Below are 18,160 nucleotides of genomic sequence, written 5' to 3' on the forward strand. Positions count from 1 at the left end.
ACGACGACATTACCGGCAAATTGCCAGTATGCTAGTGCCGGAAGTCTTTCGTGCTTGGAGAGTCCTGGACCGTGTCCAATGCGTTTATCGAAGAAGATGGGCCGCAACCGCCCAAGGTGCTGAAGGCACCGGTGGAGATTCACGCCAATCTTCGTCTGCTGCAGCAAAACCACGACCCGCTGATCATCACCTTCCACGAGCGCAGCCAGCGCTTCCAGAGCTACCTGGTCGAGATCGACAAGGACAAGAAGCTGCTGGCCCTCGACGAGATGATTCCCAACGATGGCGAGCGCTTCCTGCGCAACGGTGAAAGTTTCCGTGTGGAAGGTTTCCGCGATGGCGTGCGCATCGCCTGGGAATGCCCGCAGCCGGTCCGTGTCGGTGAGTTCGAAGGCGACGCCTGCTACTGGTGCCCGCTGCCCGAAGAGGTGATCTACCACCAGCGCCGCAACGCCTTCCGCGCGCCGCTGATGCTCAGCCAGCTGGTGGTCATCGAACTGGCCGGCGACAAACTGCCCAAGGGCTTGCCTGGGCACATGCTGGATATCTCCGCCACCGGCTGCAAACTGCGCTTCTCCGGTGACCTCACCAGCCGCCTGCAAGCCGGCCAGGTTTACGAACGCCTCAGCGCCCAGCTGCCGGTGGGCACCCTGGTCGCCGCCGTCGAGCTGCGCCATGCCAGCTATGACGAGAAGCTCGACATGACCTTCGCCGGCATGCGCTTCTACCGCTCCAGCGGCCAGGAGCAACGCCTGATCGAGCGCTTCGTCTACCAGCTGCAGCGCGAAGCCCGCCGCTTCGACAAGGACGACCTGTTCTAGTCCTCCCGCGCCGCTCGCCTCCGCGACCGGCGCCTCCCCTCTCGACACACCCCCTACAAGCCCCCAGCCGACCCAGCGCCCACAGCACTGGCAGCCGTTTTCATGGGGCGCAGGCCGCCACGCCCCGGGATCTGCCCGTGGGTCATGGCGTCTGCCTGTAACGATTGGAATGGCCGGCCCCGGGTACGAACGGGGCAGGGAGTACCTGTCACCCTCAGCTGGGACGGGGCTCCTCAGGCGCCGGAGGCGGCGGGGTGAAGCTGTCGCCGCCCATCTGCTCGTGCACCACCTGCTCGTCAACGCGCGGGTCGAGGGCGGCCACCAGGGGCGAGCTGACTTCCGGGGTCGCCACGTGGTGCAACGGCGCCTCGTCGACGCGGTGCAGGCCGGTGACCTTGTCGGGCCGTACCCGCAGCACCAGCACCAGGGCGCAGACGCTGGCAAAGGCATAGAACATGTTCGGCCCCACCTGCTTCATCAACGCGCCAGTCACCAGCGGGCCGATGCTCGCGCCCACGCCGAAGGTGATCAGCAGCATGGCGGTCAGCGAAACCCGCCGCTCCGCCTCGATATGGTCGTTGGAGAAGGCCACCGCCAGCGGGTAGAGGGTGAACTGCAGCATGCACACCAGGAAGCCCATGGGGAACAGCATCTCCATCGGCACCTGCGGCATCAGCGCCAGGGGAAGCGCCGCCAGCACCAGCAGCGCGGCGATGGTGCGGATCAGCATGGCGCGGTCGTGGCGGTCAGACAGCCAGCCCAGCGGCCATTGCACCAGCAGCCCGGCGAGGATGCAGAAGCCCATGAACAGGCCGATCTGCTCGGTGCTCAGCCCCTGGCGCGTGGCATAGAGCGGCGCCAGGCCGTAAAAGGAACCCAGCATCAGGCCGGAGATCAGCACCGTGGTCATCGACTGCGGCACCCGCTTGATGAAGAAGCGCGGCTCCAGGGGCGCCGGGTGCAAGGGCGCGGGGTGGATCTTGCGGGTCACCGCCACCGGCACCAGGCACAGCGCGAAGCACATCGCCACCAGCATCAGCAGCTCGGGGCCCAGCCCCGGGTGCAGCACCAGCACCAACTGGCCCAGCACCAGGCCGAGGTAGGAGGCCACCATGTAGCCGGCGAACACCTGGCCACGCTGGCCGGCCTCCGCCTGCTCGGTCAGCCAGCTCTCGATGACCATGTACTGGCACATCATCCCCAGGCCCACCAGCATGCGCATGAACAGCCAGGCCGGCAGCCAGTTGATCAGGCCATGCCCCAGCACCGCCGCCGTCACCAGCCCGGCGCATGCGACATAGGCGCGGATATGCCCCACCCGCGCGATCAGCCGATGCCCCAGCTTGCCGCCGAGGATCAGGCCCAGGTAGTTGGCCGCCATCAGTGCGCCCACCCAGAGCCCATCCACCTTGTCGGCGGCCAGGCGCAGGCCCAGGTAGGTACTCAGCAGGCCGGAGCCGATCAGCATCAGCAGCGTGGCGAAGTAAAGGGCACGAAACGACTTCAAGACACGACCCATTGGCTTTCCATGCGCTCCTTGAACAGGGCGGGCCGCAACGCGCGGCCCGCAAGGGGGATGCTACGCCTGGGCAGCCAACACGCGGCGCTCCCAGGGGGTGATCTGGTCGAAGAAGCTGCTCAGCTCCATCGTCTTGGTGGCGATGTAGCCTTCGATGAACTCATCCCCGAACAGTTCCCGGGCCAGATCACTGCGTTTCAGACGCTCCAGAGCGGCATGCAGGGTACAGGGCAGGACCAGGGATTCGGGAATATCGAATTCGCCCTGCATGGGCGCGCTCGGCGCGATCCGCTGTTCCATGCCGTGCAATCCCGCCGCCAGGCTGGCCGCAATGGCCAGGTACGGGTTGGCGTCGGCGCCGGGCAGGCGGTTCTCCACCCGCCGCGCCACCGGCGCGCTGGCCGGAATGCGCAACCCCGCCGCACGGTTGTCGTGGGACCAGCAGGCATTGTTCGGCGATGCGTAAGGATGACAGAGACGCTGGTAGGAATTCACGTTCGGCGCGAACAGCCCGGTGAAATCCGCCATCGCCGCCTGCTGCCCGCCAATGAAATGGTAGAAGGCATCGGTCGCCTCGCCCGCCCCATCGCTGAAAATGTTCCGCCCGCCGTCGATCTCCACCACGCTCTGATGAATGTGCATCGAACTGCCCGGCGTATGCGCCAGCGGCTTGGCCATGCACACCACCGTCACCCCGTGCTTGAGCGCCACTTCCTTGAGCATGTGCTTGAACAGGAAGGTCTGGTCCGCCAGCAGCAGCGCATCACCGTGCAGCAGGTTGATCTCGAACTGGCTCACGCCCATCTCGTGCATGAAGGTATCGCGGGGCATGCCCAGCAGCTCCATGCAGGCATACACCTCCTCGAAGAACGGGCGCAGGCCGTTGTTGGAGGTCACGCTGAAGGCCGAGCAACCGTCCTCGCGGCGCCCGTCCAGGCCCAGCGGCGGCAGGAACGGCTGGTGCGGATCGGGGTTGGGCGCGAAGACGAAGAACTCCAGTTCGGTGGCCACCACCGGCGCCCAGCCATGGGCGGCGTAGCGTTCCAGCACGCGGCGCAGCAGGCCGCGGGTCGACAGGCCGGAGGGGCGGCCATCCAGCTCCTGGGCATCGCAGATGGCCAGTGCGCGGGGGTTGGAACTCCAGGGCAGGCGGTGCACCTGGCTCGGCTCGGCCACCAGGGCCAGGTCGCCGTCATCGCTGCCGTAATACTTCGCCGCCGGGTAGCCACCCATGATGCATTGCAGCAGCACGCCACGCGCCAGCTGCAAGCGGCGGCCGGAAAGGAAGCCCTCGCCGGTCATCACCTTGCCCCGCATCACCCCGTTCAGGTCGGGGGTGACGCACTCGATCTCGTCGATGCCTGCCAGTCGTTCTGCGAGGGAACCTGGGCCGTCGGTAGTCATGCTTATTATCCTTGTGGGTACTGCGGTCACGCCGAAATGGCGGCGTGCACAAAATACGCACCGACTGTTCGATATTTCAAGCACCGCCACCAAACCGCATTGGATCTCTGCAGGGGTTTCGCTGCGCGCTGCCCACGCCCCCATGAAAAAGGGGCACAACCTTCGTTGCGCCCCTCTCTCGTCCATCCGTCCGTAGCCCGGGCTTCAACCCGGGAATTCCTGCCGCCACTCAGGCGATACGCGCACTCCTCGGGCTCACTTCCAGCTCGCCGATCTTCTCCAGCCGTGCCCGCACGATATTGCGGCTGATGCCCAGCAGCCGCCCGGTCTGCAACTGGTTGCCGTGGCAGAAGCGGTAGGCGGTGCGGAACACCGTCTCCTCGATGTGCTCGTAAAGGTCCGGGCGATTCTGTTCGAACAGCGCCGTCAGCGCCGCCTCCAGGTCCACCGGCGCGGCCGGGCCGGCCAGTGCGCCATGGTGAGCGTCGTGGCGCACGCCGGCGGGGCGCATGTCCACCAGGTGCAGGTCACCCGGCTGCACCTGCTGGTTGCGGCACACCAGCAGCGCATGGTGGATGGCATTCTCCAGCTCGCGGATGTTGCCCGGCCAGCTGTGGGTCAGCAGCTTGCGCTCGGCCTCCACGCTCAGGGAGGCACGGTTGTAGCCCAGGCGCTGGCAATGCTCCTCGAGGAAGAACTCGGCCAGCGGCAGGATATCGCCCGGCCGCTCGCGCAGCGGGGGCAGGCGGATGGTCGCCACGTGCAGGCGGTAGAACAGGTCCTCGCGGAAATGCCCCGCCACCACCGCGTCGGCCAGGTTGACGTTGGTCGCCGCCACCAGGCGCACATTGATCGGGATCGGCGTACGCGATCCCAGACGCACCACTTCGCGCTCCTGCAGCACGCGCAGCAGCTTCACCTGCATGTTCAGCGGCAGGTCGCCGATCTCGTCGAGGAACAGCGTGCCGCCGTTGGCCGCCTCGAACCAGCCGGCCTTGCTATTGGTTGCACCGGTGAAGGCGCCCTTCTCATGGCCGAACAGCTCGCTCTCCACCAGGGATTCGGGGAAGGCGCCGCAGTTCACCGCCACGAAGGGCTCCTTGCCGCGTCGGCTGAGGTGATGGATATGGCGGGCCACCAGCTCCTTGCCGGTACCGGTCTCGCCGATGATCAGGGCATTGGCCTCACTCGGCGCCAGCCGCTCGATACGGTTGAGCAGCTCCTGCGAGCGCGGGTCCTTGAAGACCAGCACCGTGGCACGCACGGACTTGGTCAGCTCGCGAGCATTGGGGTGGGTGAGCAGCGACATGATGCATTCCTGGCAGAGATGGGCGCGCCGCCATAGTGCATCAATCCGAATAGACTAAAAAATTATTAATTAGCATTTATATATTCCATAAACGATATAAGACGGCGGATTGCTGCTGCAGCAGCAGCGCGTCAGCAGCCCCCTGCGTCGACACCAGCAATGCAGCGGCCGCCCCGCCACACCGCCTGCACGGCGAATCCCGCGCCACCACTGGCGCCAACGCCAATCGCCCGTTCCATGGCATGCATCCTGCTCCCGCCGCTCCATCAGCCGGGCTCACCGGCCCGCATTGCAAGGAGTGGAACCATGAACAGAATCTGGCGCAGCAGCCTGGTGGCCCTCGCCGTCCTGGCCTTCAGCCTCGGCGCGTTCGCCAGCGAGGTCCCCGCCTCGGTGAAGATCGCCATCGTCGCCTACACCCAGGGCGGCAAGCCGGTATTCGGCGGCATCCCCGGGCGCGTCATCGAAGACGGCTGGCTCGCCGCCGAGCTCGACAAGCGCGGCATCAAGCTCGATTGGATCGCCCTCCCCCACGCCGGCGCCGGCCCGCAGATCAACGAAGGCTTCTCCAACAACAGCATCGACTTCGCCGTGCGCGGCGACCTGCCCTCGGTCATCGGCGCCGCCGGTGGCGTGCCCGGCAAGCTGATCGTCCCCGGCGGCAACGGCAACAACGTCTACCTGGTGGTACCGGCCAACTCCGAAGCCAAGAGCATCGAAGACCTCAAGGGCAAGCGCATCGCCCTGCACCGTGGCCGCCCCTGGGAGTTCGCCTTCAGCAACTTCCTCGCCAGCAGGAACCTGGCCCTCACCGACTTCAAGATCGCCAACCTCAACCCCCAGGTCGGCGCCGCCGCCGTCTCTGCCGGCAAGGTCGACGCCGCCGTGCTGCTCAGCGAGTCCTACCTGCTGGAAGACAAGGGCGTAGGCCGCATCATCTGGTCCACCAAGCAGGGCTCCAACGACTGGCGCCTGGTTTCCGACCTCTGGGGTACCGACGACTTCATCCAGCGCTACCCCGAGGTCACCCAGCTGCTCGCCACCGCCTGGGTCAAGGCCGCCTGGTGGATCTCCCAGGAGCAGAACCAGGACGCCTACTACCTCATCTCCTCCCGCGCCGGCACCCCGGAAAGCGTCCTGCGCCGCGACGACCAGGGCGACCCCGTGGCCTGGAAGGACCGCTGGGCCCCCAAGAGCGACCAGCAGCTCAAGGCCCACTACCAGGCCCTCACCCGCTACGCCCTGGACAACCGCCTGATCCGCGAGGACGTCGATATCGGCCAGTCCCTCGCCACCCGCTTCACCAACCAGGCCCTGATCGACCTGCACCTCGAAGACTACTGGCCCAGCCTCAAGGGCCAGATCAGCGCCCGCGACTGAATCCAAGGAGGAACCCCATGAGCATCGAATTCTTCACCCGCCTGCCGCTGCACGGCGAAACCCAATACCTGCCGGGCGACCCGCGCAACCGTGGCGACTGGCACCGCGGCGGCCCCAGCACCGGGGCGGTCTCCGGCTTCGCCGTCGGCGACCACTTCACCTACATCGACTACCTCGGCCAGATCGCCCGCGCCGCCGAAATCAACGGCTTCGGCGGCGCGCTGATGGTCAACGCCCCCACCGGCGAAGAGCCCTGGACCGTCTGCTCGCTGCTGGCCCGCGAAACCCGCACGCTGAAGTTCGTCACCGCCTTCCAGCCCTACCACTACACGCCCTGGGTCGCCGTGCAGCAGGCCGCCACCTACCAGCGCGCCACCGGCAACCGCCTGGTGTGGAACATCATCAACGGCGGCTCCGACGCCATCCAGCGCCAGGTCGGCGACTACAGCGGCCACGACGACCGCTACGCCCGCGCCATCGAATTCATGGACGTGGTCAAGGGCTACTGGCACAACGAAAACTTCCACTACGACGGCGTCTACTACAAGGCCGACGGCGGTGGCCTGCGCGGCCCGCTGAAAAAGGCCGAGCTGCCGCTGATCTGCACCGCCGGCTCGTCCATCCCCGCCCGTGAATTCGCCGCCAAGCACGCCGACTACTACCTGATGCGCGCCGAGCACCCGGACGAGGTCCGCGCGCTGATCGCCGACGTGCGCGAACGCGCCCTCAAGTACGGCCGCAGCGACATCCGCTTCGGCCTGTCCATCGACGTCATCACCCGTGAGACCGAGGAACAAGCCCAGGCCGAAGCCAAGCGCTTCTTCGACGAAGGCGTCGCCCGTGGCGCGGTCAAGGCCGTCGCCGCCCACGCCGGCCTGCGCACCGCGCGCAAGCTCAGCTACGAGCACGGCTACGCCGAAAAGGACGCCGCCCCGCAGTACGACGACTTCTTCATCCACCCCAACGTCTGGGCCGGCTTCGGCTACATCGGCATCCCCCCGGGCTGCGCCCTGGTGGGCAGCTACGCCAACGTCGTGGCGCGCATACGCGAATACAACGAACTGGGCATCGGCCTGTTCTTCCTCGCCGGCTACCCGCACCTGGAAGAGGCCTATCGCCTGGGCGAACACGTGCTGCCGCACTTCCGTGGCGAACGCGCGGCCCTGGTGAAGAGCACCGACGCCCCCATCGAACTGCGCGCCGTCAACGGCGGCCCGGCCGGGGCTTGAACATCCGCCTGGCCGCCCTCGGGGGCCGCCAGGCGAGCAGACAGCCACGGCCTTGGCGCGAGGCTTTGCCTTCGTTGCTCACTATGGACGTGGGGTGGACTGCGCCCGCCGGAAGCACCGTGCGGCGCTGCGCACGGTTCCCCACGTTCAAATGAAGTCGCCTCCACAGATGGCCCGGACCTCAGCCCGGGACATCCCCTCCCTAGACCTGCTCCACCTCCGGCGCCCGCGCCGTCACGCCCAGTTGCGGCACCTCGAAGCCGTGGTCCAGCTCCAGCAGCGGGAACAGCAGGTCGGCCACGCGCTGGGCCTCATCGATCAGCGGGAAGCCCGAGAGGATGAAAGCCGAGGTGCCATGGCGTTCGTACTCGCGGATGCGCTCCGCCACCTGCTCGGCGCTGCCCACCAGGTAGGTGCCGGCGGCCGGGCCGAGGATGTTGAAGCCGAACAGGCTGGGGCCGACCCACACATTGGGGTAGATCTCCAGCTCGCGGGCGCTGGGCAGGCGCCCGGCGCGGACGCTCTCCAGGTTGCGCTGGATCTGCGGGTCATCGCTGACGAAGCTGTCCAGGGTCTCGCCGGGCGGCAGCTGGCGCAGGATGGCGTTGCGCGCGGTCTCGATGGAGGTGCGCTGCAGCAGCTTCTCGGCATGGGCCCAGGCCTCCTCCTCGGTCTCGCGGACGATCACCTGCAGGCGCGTGCCGAAGGTCAGCTCGCGGCCGATCTTCGCCACCTCGGCCGCCACCCGGGCGAACTTCTCGCCCAGCTTCGGCGGGGTGTCGGCGAAGCTCAGGTAGACATCCAGCAGCTGCACCGAATGGGCCACGCCCGGGCCGGAAGTACCGGCGCCCCAGAGCGGGATGCCGGGTTTCTGCTTCGGCGGGTGCCAGCCGCCCAGCGGGTGGCTGGCGGCCCCCGGCTGACGCGGTGCGAGCTTGACGTAGCGGCCGTCGTAGCCCCCGGTCTCGCCGGCGTAGATGCTCTGGAAGGCACGCCAGTACTCCAGGCTGAAGTCGTAGCGCTCGTCATGCCCGTAGTGGATGCCGTAGGTGGCCAGGCTGGCGTCGCTGCCATTGACCACGTTGAACAGCAGGCGGCCGCTGGAAAACTGGTCGAAGGTCAGCGCCCACTTCGCCAGCACCGCCGGCGACAGCTCGCCCGGGTGCTGGGCGACGAGGAAGCGCAAACGCTCGGTGGCGTCGATCAGCGCGGCGGAAACCGCCAGGCTCTCGTTGGGGCTGGAGCCCAGCAGGGAGCCGTAGTAACCGAGGCGATCGGCCGCCACGGCAATCTGCTTGAGGTGCTGGAAATCACTCTTCCAGCGGCCTTCGGCCTCCCAGGGATAGGGGCCATCGGGGGTGGTGAGGTACCAGAGAATCTTCACAGCCATGTTCGTGTCCTTGATTGCATTGAAGGGGGTGCACGCAGCGGCACGGGTCATGGCCCGGCGCGGTATCAGGCGCGGCGCCGGGCCAGCAGTTGCTGGGCGGCCTGCAGCGGACGGGCATCCACCCAATCGGCGATATCGAAATCGCGCTCGAGGAAGCCGTGCAGGTTGAGGAAGTTCTTCTGGATGCCGAGGAATTCCAGGCGCTGGGCGGAGAGGTCCGGTGCCAGGGTGGTGTGGAAATCACCGCGGTAGGCCTCGGCCACGCCTTCGCGGCCGGCGCGGGTCTCCACCTCGAGAATGGCGTGCAGGTCGTCGCGGTTGGCGGCGGCCCACTCGGCGGCTCGCAGGGTCTGGGCGAGGAAGCGCACCACCAGGTCGAAATGGTCGTCGAGCAGCTCCTGGTGCACGGTGATCGGCCGGGGCGTGCCGTTGTTGATGCGCTGGCGCGGGTCCACCAAGTCGAGGTCGACACCCACCACCAGGCCCAGGCGGCGGGCCGCATCGGCAGCGGCGGCGCCTTTGACGTAGACGGCGTCAAGCTCGCCACGGGCCAGGGGTTCGAGGCCCGACCAGAGGCGCTGCAGGCCCTCCTCCGGGGTGCGCGCGGCGGCCTGGTCCAGCAACGGCACCTCCACCAGCTGCACATCGTCGAAGCCCAGCCCGGCCAGGGCCAGGGCGCCCTTGTAGCCGTGCAGGCTCATGGCCCGGGCGATGCTGCCGGGGCGGCTGTCGCCCCAGGCTGGCAGCGCCAGGCGCTTGCCCTTGAGGTCGGCGGGGCTGCGGATGCCCGAGTCGGAGCGGACCAGGATGGTCTGCCATTCCTCGATCCAGGTCAGGCCGATCAGCCGGCTCGGCGCCCCGGCGGCGCGGGCGGCCAGGGCCGGCACGTTGCCCCCCTCGCGGAAAAGCCCGGGCAGCTCGTGGTCGTAGTGGTGGTGGCCGAGCTGGCGGGCCTCCTGCAGGGTGGCCACCGGCAGGCCGTCGGCGGCGAACTCCTCGGTCAGCCAGCCGAGTTTGTAGGCGATACCGGAGGCGGTGGGCACCGGGCAGCGGGTGAACCAGATCTGCTCCAGCGGCGCCTTCTCGGCGAAGGTCGGCTGCGCGGGTGCGGTGGCGGCTAGGGTCATGGTGGCTCCAGATAAGAGGGGCATGGCGGCCTTTCACGGCCATTCACCCCGCCATCGCAATGCCCGTGCCAGTGCCCACAAGCCCCATGTTCCGTGGCCTGCAGCGGATCGCCTGAAAACCCCGGCGGCCACCCTGCTGTCCAGCCAGCAGGGTTGCGCGGCCATTGCTGCCTGCCGAGCAACCGCCCCCGCACCGCTGCTGCCCCAGCAACAACGACCCACCGGGGCATGGCCCCCGTCATTCCGTGCAAGCCGCGCCGCGCAAGGCTTCGGCGGCCGTCGGAAAACCGCTGGCATAGAACCTGCTCAAGCCCCCCACAGCGCCCGGCACAGGCCTGGTATCGCGACGTTTGAATCCACAGAGGTGAACCATGAGTACGGCCGAACGCAATTTCGCCACGGAGCAGCCGCACGCGGCGGTGAACATCCTGCGCAGCGAGGCGGATGCCATCGCGGTGGCGAAGGAAGTGGCCAGGGAGATCGCCGAGATCGCTGCCGACAGCTCGCAGAACCGCGAGCTGCCCAGGCGCCAGGCGCAACTGCTGTCCAACAGCGGGCTCACCGCCATCGGCGTGCCCAAGGCCTTCGGCGGCCTGGGCGCCTCGGTGGAAACCATCGTCGAGACGGTGCGCCTCATCTCCGTCGCCGACGGTGGCGTCGGCCAGCTGCTGCAGATCCACAACGTGATGCTGCGCGGCATCTTCACCGGCTACCCGGACGCAGTGCGCGACCGCCTGGTGGCCGACGTGCTGGCCGGCAAGCGCTTCGGCAACGCCCTGGCCGAAGTCGGCGGCAAGAACAAGTTCGCCCTCAAGACCCGCGTCGAGCGCCGCGCCGACGGCAAGCTGATCCTCAACGGCAGCAAGTTCTACTCTACCGGCGCCTACCTGGCCGAGTGGATCTCCCTCACCGCCGGCTCCGACGACGGCGGCGTGGGCGTGCTGCTCAACCGCGACACCCCCGGCCTGACCCTGGTGGACGACTGGGACGCCTTCGGCCAGAACAACTCGGTCAGCGGCACGGTGATCTTCGACGGCATCGAACTGGACGAGCGCTTCGTCTCCCGCCGCCAGGGCCCGATGAAACGCACCGGCCTGACCTTCCCGCAGATCCTCCACGCCGCCATCGACACCGGCATCGCCGCCGGCGCCCTGCAGGCCGGCGTGCACTACCTCAACCACCACTCCCGGCCCTGGGTGGAAAGCGGCGTCGAGCGCGCCAACGAGGAGCCGCACATCATCCGCCAGATCGGTGAATACGCCGTGGCCCTGCGTGCCGCCGAATCCCTGCTGCGCGATGCCGCGCGGGTGTTCGACCGCCACGAGCAGGCCCCGGACGACAAGGAACTGCAGGACGAGCTGATCCTCTCGGTGGCCACCGCCCGTGCCCACTCCGACGGTGCCTCGCTGAAGATCTCCAGCGACATCTTCTCGCTGCTCGGCGCCAGCGCCTCGCTGACCAAGTGGAACCTCGACCGTTTCTGGCGCAACGCGCGGGTGCACACCACCCACGACCCGATCCGCTGGCGCCTGCACCACGTCGGCAACTACTACCTCAACGGCATCGACCCGGGCGAATACACCGCCATCCTCAACGCCAAGCAGAGCGAGGGCGCCACCACGGGGCAACACCTCTCCTCTTCGGCCCCTGCTGCACCACGCCCATAGCGAGCGCGAAGCCCAAGCGGGCTGTAGGGCGGGTGCAACCCACGAGTGGGCCTGGCTCATTGACGTCGGGTTTCACCCGACCAACAAGGCGTGCCATGCGCCCCCATCTCCCGGACCTGGCGGTGGCACGCTTGTAGGGTGGATGACGCTCTTCTCATCCACCAGCGGAGTGGCCGGCAAACACGAAAGGTGGACCGATAAAGCAGGGTCCCCCCCTACGCGGCAGGCACCTCGGTGAAGGCCTCACGAGCGGATTCGCCGGCCCCCAGAAGCGGGCGAATGAATTGGCTCTGTCTGCGTTAGCTGTTGTGGTTTTAATGCAGACGCTCAAGCACGGCCATTTTCGGGCGCCAAAGGGTTCGTACCACCTCCGCCGCATGGGTTTCGCTTCGCTCTACACCATCCTACGAAAGCCGCCAGCCGCGGCGTACACCCGCAGGTGATGCGCACATCAATGTGGGGATTCGAGCGAAGAACGTTGGAGCAGCCGCCAAACGCCCCTTTCAGGAGGCCGAGCGAATCGTCGTGGAAGGGGTTGAGCGACATGGATGTCGCGAGAGCCGCGATGGGCCAGGGATGGCCCTTCGCGGCGTGCCCCTGGAACGATGATGGAGCGAGGGAAGTCTGGCGAAGCCAGACCCGTATGCAGGGGCAAGCCCTTTTGGTTCCTTTTAAGGCGATTGTTAAAAGGGACTCGCCCGGGGGGGCGAAATCAGAAGCACCAACAAAACTCGGCAATCAGCTGAGCTCAAATCCTCTAGCAACACTTACCGCAGACAGAGCCAATGAATTCGCCCCTACGTAGCGACAGGACTCGCCAGCAGCAACGCGCGGAGGTGCGCACGGCACACCCAACGACACGCGTTCATCCTGCAGGGCTCTCAATTCAAATCGTCACAGGCAGAGCCGATGACTCATGACCACGCCCTAAGGACGTGGTTTCCCAAATGAATTTGCTCCCACAGCCCCCTCTCCAAGACCTCGCGGTGGCACGCCCGTAGGGTGGATGACGCTCTTTTCATCCACCAGCGGAGCAGCCGGCAAGCACGAAAGGTGGACCGGTAAAGCGGGGTCCACCCCACGCCGCAGGCACATCCGTGGGTCGCAGCCGTAAGCCTCGGATTACGTGGCGCCGAGCGGTAGTCGACAAGGATTTTGCGCCGATGTATCAACGGCAGGTTAAGGCCTCGAGTCGTTCGCCATGTTGCGTAAATCCTGCCTCGCCCTGCTGGCCCTCGTTCCGCTGTGCGCCCTCGCCGATGACGTCAAGGTGCGCAACCTCGCCCTTACCCGTTCCGGGCACGACAGCTACATCAACGGCACCGCCGCCAATACCTCGGAGAAGTCCTTCTCCACCGTCACGGTGGTGTTCGACATCTACCAGGGCGACAAGCTGGTGGACACCGAGACCTTCCGCGCCAAGGGCATCGAGGGTGGCCAGGCGTGGCGCTTCTCGGTGCCGGTGAAGGCGCGCAAATTCGACAGCTACAAGGTGCGCACGGTGCTCATCGACACCGAGTTCAGCGAGTCCATCGGTGCCGCCACCGTCGCGCCCGCGACGCCCACGGTGCCCGTGCAGTAACGGGCACCGCGCCGCCCGCGTCAGGCCACCTCGCCCAGCAGCTTCTGCCCCTCGGCCCAGAGGCCGGTCATCTTCCATTGCTGCTCCAGCACGCCGGGGCCGAACTCCTTGGAGCCGCCGAGGTTTTCCGCCAGCGCCTGGAAGTAGGCGCCCTCTTCCACCAGCAGGACCAACTTGGCCACCTGGAGGATGCCGGTGCCCCAGAAGGTCGCCCCGCCGTTGGCCTCCAGCAGCCCCGGCGTGTGCGGGTTGGCCTTGATGGCGTCGACGATGAAGGCCGGCTCCGGCTGGCGGCGGTCGATGTACACCGGCAGCTCGCGGGCCAGGGTCACCCGTTGCGAGGCGGCGTAGCGCAGCGGCAGCACGCGATGGGTGCCAGCCCAGCCACCCAGGTAGGGCGTGTGCACGTGGATCACCACATTCACCTCGGCGCGCTCGCGCAGCACCTGGGCGTAGCGCTTGCCGCTGCCGGCCTCGCGGCTTTCGCTCAGGGTCTGGGCGCGGCCCAGGGTCTCGTCGAGGTGGACCACGCCGTCATAGCTGACCACCGAGGCGCGGATGCCCGGCTCGTCGTCCCAGGGCGAGGGGGCGCGCAGGGCGATCACCAGGTCGGTGCCGGGGACCCGCAGGTAGGCCTGCAGGGTGTTGGTGGCGGTCAGGGTGCGGGTCTCCTGGAGCACGCGGAAGGCCTTGGCGAAATCGCGCTTGGCCTGCTCCACCTGTTCGAGGATGGCGTTGCCGAGGGTGGTGCTGGTCTGGGTCATGGGGTTGTCCGTCCTTCAAGGGGTCTTGCAACGAAGCTCCGTTGCCGCCGCGGTGTGCGGTTGCAGCGATGCAGAGCAGGACTTGTGCCGACTCCTTCAACCCCTTGAAACACAAGGCCTGGCGGCAGCGGCCAGGCCATCCGCCGGTCCACTGCGGGCGATTCTGTTGCGCCCCCAGCAGCCGGCTGCTGGCGGGGTGTTGCTGGAGACGCACCCCGGCGCCCCACGCCCTCGCCCGCCGCCCACGCAGCCCTTGCCACGCCTGGCGTACAGGCCCGCCGGCAGGCCGTGGCATGGCGGTTGCACTCGCTCCTTCCCAGCGTGGCTCGCCGGCCCCGGCGGGAACCACGGCCACCTCATCAGGAGCGAATATGAGCACTGAATTCTTCTGGCGCCTGCCGCTGGGCACCGACGGACCGCAGCTGTCCACCGACAAGCACAACCGTGGCAGCCACGCGCACCGCCCGGGCAACATCGCCCCCGGCCGCCTGCCCAACGGCGAGCCCGACGGTTTCGGCTACATCGACTACATCGCCCAGGTGGCCAAGGCCGCCGAGCTGGCCGGTTTCGAAGGCGCCCTGCTGCCCACCGGCCCCGAGCCGTGGGTGGTGGCCTCGGCCCTGGCGCGGGAGACCCGCCGCATCAAGTTCCTCATCGCCTTCCAGGCCACCTGGACCCTGCCCGCCTATGCCGCGCAGCAGGCGGCCATCCTGCAGAACCTCAGCCGCGGCCGCCTGGAGTGGAACATCATCACCGGCGGCAACCCGGCCAGCCAGCGCGCCAATGGCGACTTCCTCGAACACGACCTGCGCTACAAGCGCACCGGCGAGTTCCTCGACATCATCCAGGGCCTCTGGGAGAACGAACGCTTCTCCTACGACGGCGACATCTACCAGCTGGAGAACGGCGCGCTGCCGCCCGGCCTGCATGACGAGCGCAAGCCCGGCGTGTACTTCTCCGGCTTCTCCGACGCCGCCCTGGACGTGGCCGCGCGCCACGCCGACGTCTACCTCAACTGGGCCGAGCCGGTGGACAAGCTCAAGCCGCACATCGAGCGCGTGCGCGAGCTGGCCGACAAGCAGGGCCGCACGGTGCGCTTCGGCCTGCGCGTCGACCTCTTCGCCCGCGAGACCGAGGAAGCCGCCTGGCGCGACCTGCGTGCCCAGTTCGACCGCCTCGAAGGCAAGCCCAGCTCCCTGGTGAAGACCTTCACCAGCGGCTCCGACTCGGTGGGCGGCGCACGCCAGACCGCCTACCACCAGAACATCGACCGCTTCGACGACCTGATCCTCGGCCCCAACCTCTGGGCCGGTTTCGCCAAGGCCAAGCCCGGCCCGACCGTGGGCCTGGTGGGCAGCCACGAGAACATCGCCGAACGCCTGGTGGAATACCGCGACGCCGGCTTCTCCACCTTCATCCTCGCCGGCAACCCGCACCTGGAAGAAGCCCTGCGCATCGGCCAGGAAGTGCTGCCGCTGGTGCACCAGCGCAGCGCCGCCAGCCCCGCCGCCACCCTCAAGCAACGTGCCTGACCGGAGCCCCACCATGAGCCAACTGGACACCCTCTGGTACACCCGCTGCCCGGTCCCCACCGGGCTCGGCATCGCCGTGCAGAAAGGCTGGCTGGAGCAGACCCTGGCCAGCCAGGGCACGCGCATCCAGTCCCTGCGCGAATCCACCGAGCAGGCGGTGCGCGAGTCGCACTTCGACCACAGCCTGCAGAACTCGGTACGCCACGGCGGCAACATCCCGGCCATCTGGGCGCGCTCCCAGGGCCGCGACACCCGCGTCATCGGTCTGTCCTGGGCGGACGAGGTGCAGCTGATCCTCACCCGCCCGGACAGCGGCATCAAACGCGTCAAGGACCTCAAGGGCCGCCGCTTCGGCCTGCCCGACTGGCACGGCGCGCAGATCGACTTCACCCGCGCCCAGGCCCTGCGCGGCCTGGAAAACGCCCTGCGCCTGGAAGGCCTGGAAGTGGCCGACGTGGAGCGCGTCGACTACCGCTACGGCGGCACCTTCAGCGACGAGCCGGTACAGGCGGTGGCCGGCACCCCGGTGAGTTCGCGCCGCGCCGAAGGGCGCAACGCCGAACTGGTCGGCCTGCTGCGTGGCGAGGTGGATGCCATCTTCCTCAAGGGCGCCAGCGCCGCCCAGCTGGCCCATGACTTCGGCCTGCGCACGGTGATCGACACCGGCTCGCACCCCGAGCCGCTGGTGCGCTCGAACAACGGCACGCCGCGCACCCTCACGGTCGACGCCCACCTGCTGGAACAGCACCCGCAAGCCGCCGCCGGCATCCTCGACGCGGTACTGCGCGCCGAGGAATGGGCCCACGCCCACCCCGACGACACCCGCCGCTACCTCGCCCGCGAAACCAACAGCAGCGAGTACTGGGTGACCGTGGCCTATGGCGAGGATGCCCACCGCCGCCTGCGCACCGAGCTGGACGAACAGGCCATCGCCGCGCTGCAGGACTTCACCGCCTTCCTGCACCGCTGGGGCTTCATCCCGCAGCTGTTCGACGTGCGTGACTGGATCGATACCCGACCGCTGGATTCCCTGCGCGCAGCCACTGCGCTGGCAGGCTGATCGGCCGGGCTCTACTGACCTCAACCGAGCCACTTATGAGCAAGCCACTCGACACCCTCTGGTACACCCACAGCCCGGTTCCCACCGGGCTCGGCATCGCGGTGCAGTCCGGCCGCCTGGCCGAGGCCTTCCGCCCCTTCGGCACCAGCATCCAGTCGCTGCGCGAATCCAGCGAGCGCGAGGTGCGCGAAGCCCATTACGACCACCACCTGCCCAACTCGGTACGCCACGGCGGCAACATCCCGGCCATCTGGGCCTACGCCAGCGGCGTGCAGACCCGCGTCGTCGGGCTGTCCTGGAGCGACGAGGTGCAGCTGATCCTGACCACGCCGGAATCCGGGGTGAACAGCATCCGCGACCTGAAGAACCGCCGCTTCGGCCTGCCCAAGTGGGCCAACGTGCAGATCGACTTCACCCGCGCCCAGGCCCTGCGCGGCCTGGAGAACGCCCTGCGTCTGGAAGGCCTCTCCGTGCAGGACGTCGAGCTGGTGGACTATCCCTACGGCGGCACCTACAGCGACGAGCAGAAGCACCACCTGCATGGCGCCGAAGTCAGCCTCGGGGTGGACCGCGTCAAACGCCGCAACAACGAGCTGATCGGCCTGCTGCGCGGCGACATCGACGCCATCTTCCTCAAGGGCGCCCACGCCGCCCACCTGGCCAACGAGTTCGGCCTGCAGGTGGTGGTGGACACCGGCTCGCACCCCGACCCGCTGATCCGCTCCAACAACGGCACGCCGCGTACCCTGACCGTCGACACCCACCTGCTGCACGAGCACTTCGATGCCTCGGTGCGCATCGTCGACACCGTGCTGCGCACCGAGCAATGGGCCTGGGCCAACCCGGACGAGACCCGGCGCTTCCTCGCCCGCGAACTCAACACCAGCGAGTACTGGGTCGCCGCCGCCTACGGCGAGGATGCCCACCGGCGCCTGCGCACCACCCTCGACGAACGCTCGATCGCCGCGCTGCAGGACTTCACCGATTTCCTCCACCGCTGGGACTTCATCCCGCGCCGTTTCGACGTGCGCGACTGGATCGATTTCAGCGTGCTGGAACAGGTCATCGGCTCCACCTCGCGGGTCGCCGTATAAGGCTGCTGCCCGGGCAGCAAGGCCCGGGCGACTGCTTCTCCAGCAGCAACTTCCCAGCAACTTCCTGCTGCCGACAACGCACACTTTCCAGCCCCTCTCCCGGCCCTCGATTCGGCCAACTCCCATACGCCCTTAGTTGTTACAAATCCGCGCCATAACAAACATTAAAATCCTTTAAAAACAGCCAGTTGCGAATTTAACGAAATAACCGTTACGCCCAACAAAAGACTGGCACGACTCCTGCTCTCACCCTCTTGGCTTATTCATGGAACGCCTTGCGAC

At 67.6% G+C, this 18,160-nt stretch carries 14 protein-coding genes; 8 read left to right on the plus strand and 6 right to left on the minus strand.

Annotation, left to right across the window (positions count from 1 at the left end; translation table 11 throughout):
* Positions 1-71 precede the first annotated feature (71 nt).
* Positions 72-821, plus strand: coding sequence for a flagellar brake protein (locus RTW82_RS08620; RefSeq protein WP_043245559.1), 750 nt, complete (start codon positions 72-74; stop codon positions 819-821).
* Between the two features lie 214 nt (positions 822-1,035).
* Here RTW82_RS08620 and RTW82_RS08625 read toward each other — a convergent pair whose 3' ends face one another.
* From RTW82_RS08625 to RTW82_RS08635, 3 genes are all read right to left on the minus strand, one after another.
* Positions 1,036-2,340, minus strand: a complete 1,305-nt coding sequence (locus tag RTW82_RS08625) for an MFS transporter (protein WP_043245558.1) — start codon at positions 2,338-2,340, stop codon at positions 1,036-1,038.
* A 60-nt stretch (positions 2,341-2,400) separates the two neighbouring features.
* Entirely contained in the window at positions 2,401-3,642 is a 1,242-nt protein-coding gene (locus tag RTW82_RS08630) for a glutamine synthetase family protein (RefSeq protein ID WP_271661290.1), read from the minus strand.
* 331 nt (positions 3,643-3,973) lie between these two features.
* Positions 3,974-5,053 carry a sigma-54 dependent transcriptional regulator gene (locus RTW82_RS08635; protein ID WP_316924833.1) on the minus strand — a complete coding sequence of 360 codons (1,080 nt, stop codon included), beginning with the start codon at positions 5,051-5,053 and terminating at the stop codon, positions 3,974-3,976.
* A gap of 306 nt (positions 5,054-5,359) precedes the next feature.
* On the opposite strand from RTW82_RS08635, the gene RTW82_RS08640 reads away from it, so the two are divergent.
* On the plus strand, positions 5,360-6,433 hold the full coding sequence (locus RTW82_RS08640; protein WP_316924834.1) for a PhnD/SsuA/transferrin family substrate-binding protein: 1,074 nt from the start codon (positions 5,360-5,362) through the stop codon (positions 6,431-6,433).
* 17 nt (positions 6,434-6,450) lie between these two features.
* Entirely contained in the window at positions 6,451-7,662 is a 1,212-nt protein-coding gene (locus tag RTW82_RS08645; protein WP_043245553.1) for an LLM class flavin-dependent oxidoreductase, read from the plus strand.
* A gap of 202 nt (positions 7,663-7,864) precedes the next feature.
* Here the strand turns inward: RTW82_RS08645 and RTW82_RS08650 are convergent, their stop codons facing one another.
* Both RTW82_RS08650 and RTW82_RS08655 read right to left on the minus strand, forming a co-directional pair.
* Positions 7,865-9,052: an LLM class flavin-dependent oxidoreductase gene (locus tag RTW82_RS08650; protein WP_316924835.1), complete on the minus strand. Its 1,188-nt coding sequence runs from the start codon at positions 9,050-9,052 to the stop codon at positions 7,865-7,867.
* 65 nt (positions 9,053-9,117) lie between these two features.
* Positions 9,118-10,179 carry an ABC transporter substrate-binding protein gene (locus tag RTW82_RS08655; RefSeq protein WP_316924836.1) on the minus strand — a complete coding sequence of 354 codons (1,062 nt, stop codon included), beginning with the start codon at positions 10,177-10,179 and terminating at the stop codon, positions 9,118-9,120.
* Between the two features lie 371 nt (positions 10,180-10,550).
* Between RTW82_RS08655 and RTW82_RS08660 the strand changes: the two genes are divergently transcribed.
* Positions 10,551-11,846 (plus strand): acyl-CoA dehydrogenase family protein, encoded by a 1,296-nt coding sequence (locus tag RTW82_RS08660; protein ID WP_316924837.1) that lies wholly within the window; start codon positions 10,551-10,553, stop codon positions 11,844-11,846.
* 1,201 nt (positions 11,847-13,047) lie between these two features.
* Positions 13,048-13,428 carry an FxLYD domain-containing protein gene (locus RTW82_RS08665; RefSeq protein WP_316924838.1) on the plus strand — a complete coding sequence of 127 codons (381 nt, stop codon included), beginning with the start codon at positions 13,048-13,050 and terminating at the stop codon, positions 13,426-13,428.
* Between the two features lie 20 nt (positions 13,429-13,448).
* On the opposite strand, the gene RTW82_RS08670 is transcribed toward RTW82_RS08665, so the two are convergent.
* Positions 13,449-14,192 (minus strand): class II aldolase/adducin family protein, encoded by a 744-nt coding sequence (locus tag RTW82_RS08670; protein WP_316924839.1) that lies wholly within the window; start codon positions 14,190-14,192, stop codon positions 13,449-13,451.
* A gap of 371 nt (positions 14,193-14,563) precedes the next feature.
* Here RTW82_RS08670 and RTW82_RS08675 point away from each other — a divergent pair, with 371 nt between their 5' ends.
* The 3 genes from RTW82_RS08675 to RTW82_RS08685 are packed head-to-tail and all read left to right on the plus strand — an operon-like array spanning position 14,564 to position 17,878.
* Positions 14,564-15,724, plus strand: a complete 1,161-nt coding sequence (locus RTW82_RS08675; RefSeq protein WP_316924840.1) for an LLM class flavin-dependent oxidoreductase — start codon at positions 14,564-14,566, stop codon at positions 15,722-15,724.
* A 13-nt stretch (positions 15,725-15,737) separates the two neighbouring features.
* On the plus strand, positions 15,738-16,784 hold the full coding sequence (locus RTW82_RS08680) for an ABC transporter substrate-binding protein (protein ID WP_316924841.1): 1,047 nt from the start codon (positions 15,738-15,740) through the stop codon (positions 16,782-16,784).
* A gap of 35 nt (positions 16,785-16,819) precedes the next feature.
* Positions 16,820-17,878, plus strand: coding sequence for an ABC transporter substrate-binding protein (locus RTW82_RS08685; RefSeq protein WP_271660641.1), 1,059 nt, complete (start codon positions 16,820-16,822; stop codon positions 17,876-17,878).
* Positions 17,879-18,160 lie beyond the last annotated feature (282 nt).

The organism is Pseudomonas sp. zfem005 (genome assembly GCF_032621735.1).
GTDB lineage: Bacteria > Pseudomonadota > Gammaproteobacteria > Pseudomonadales > Pseudomonadaceae > Metapseudomonas > Metapseudomonas solani.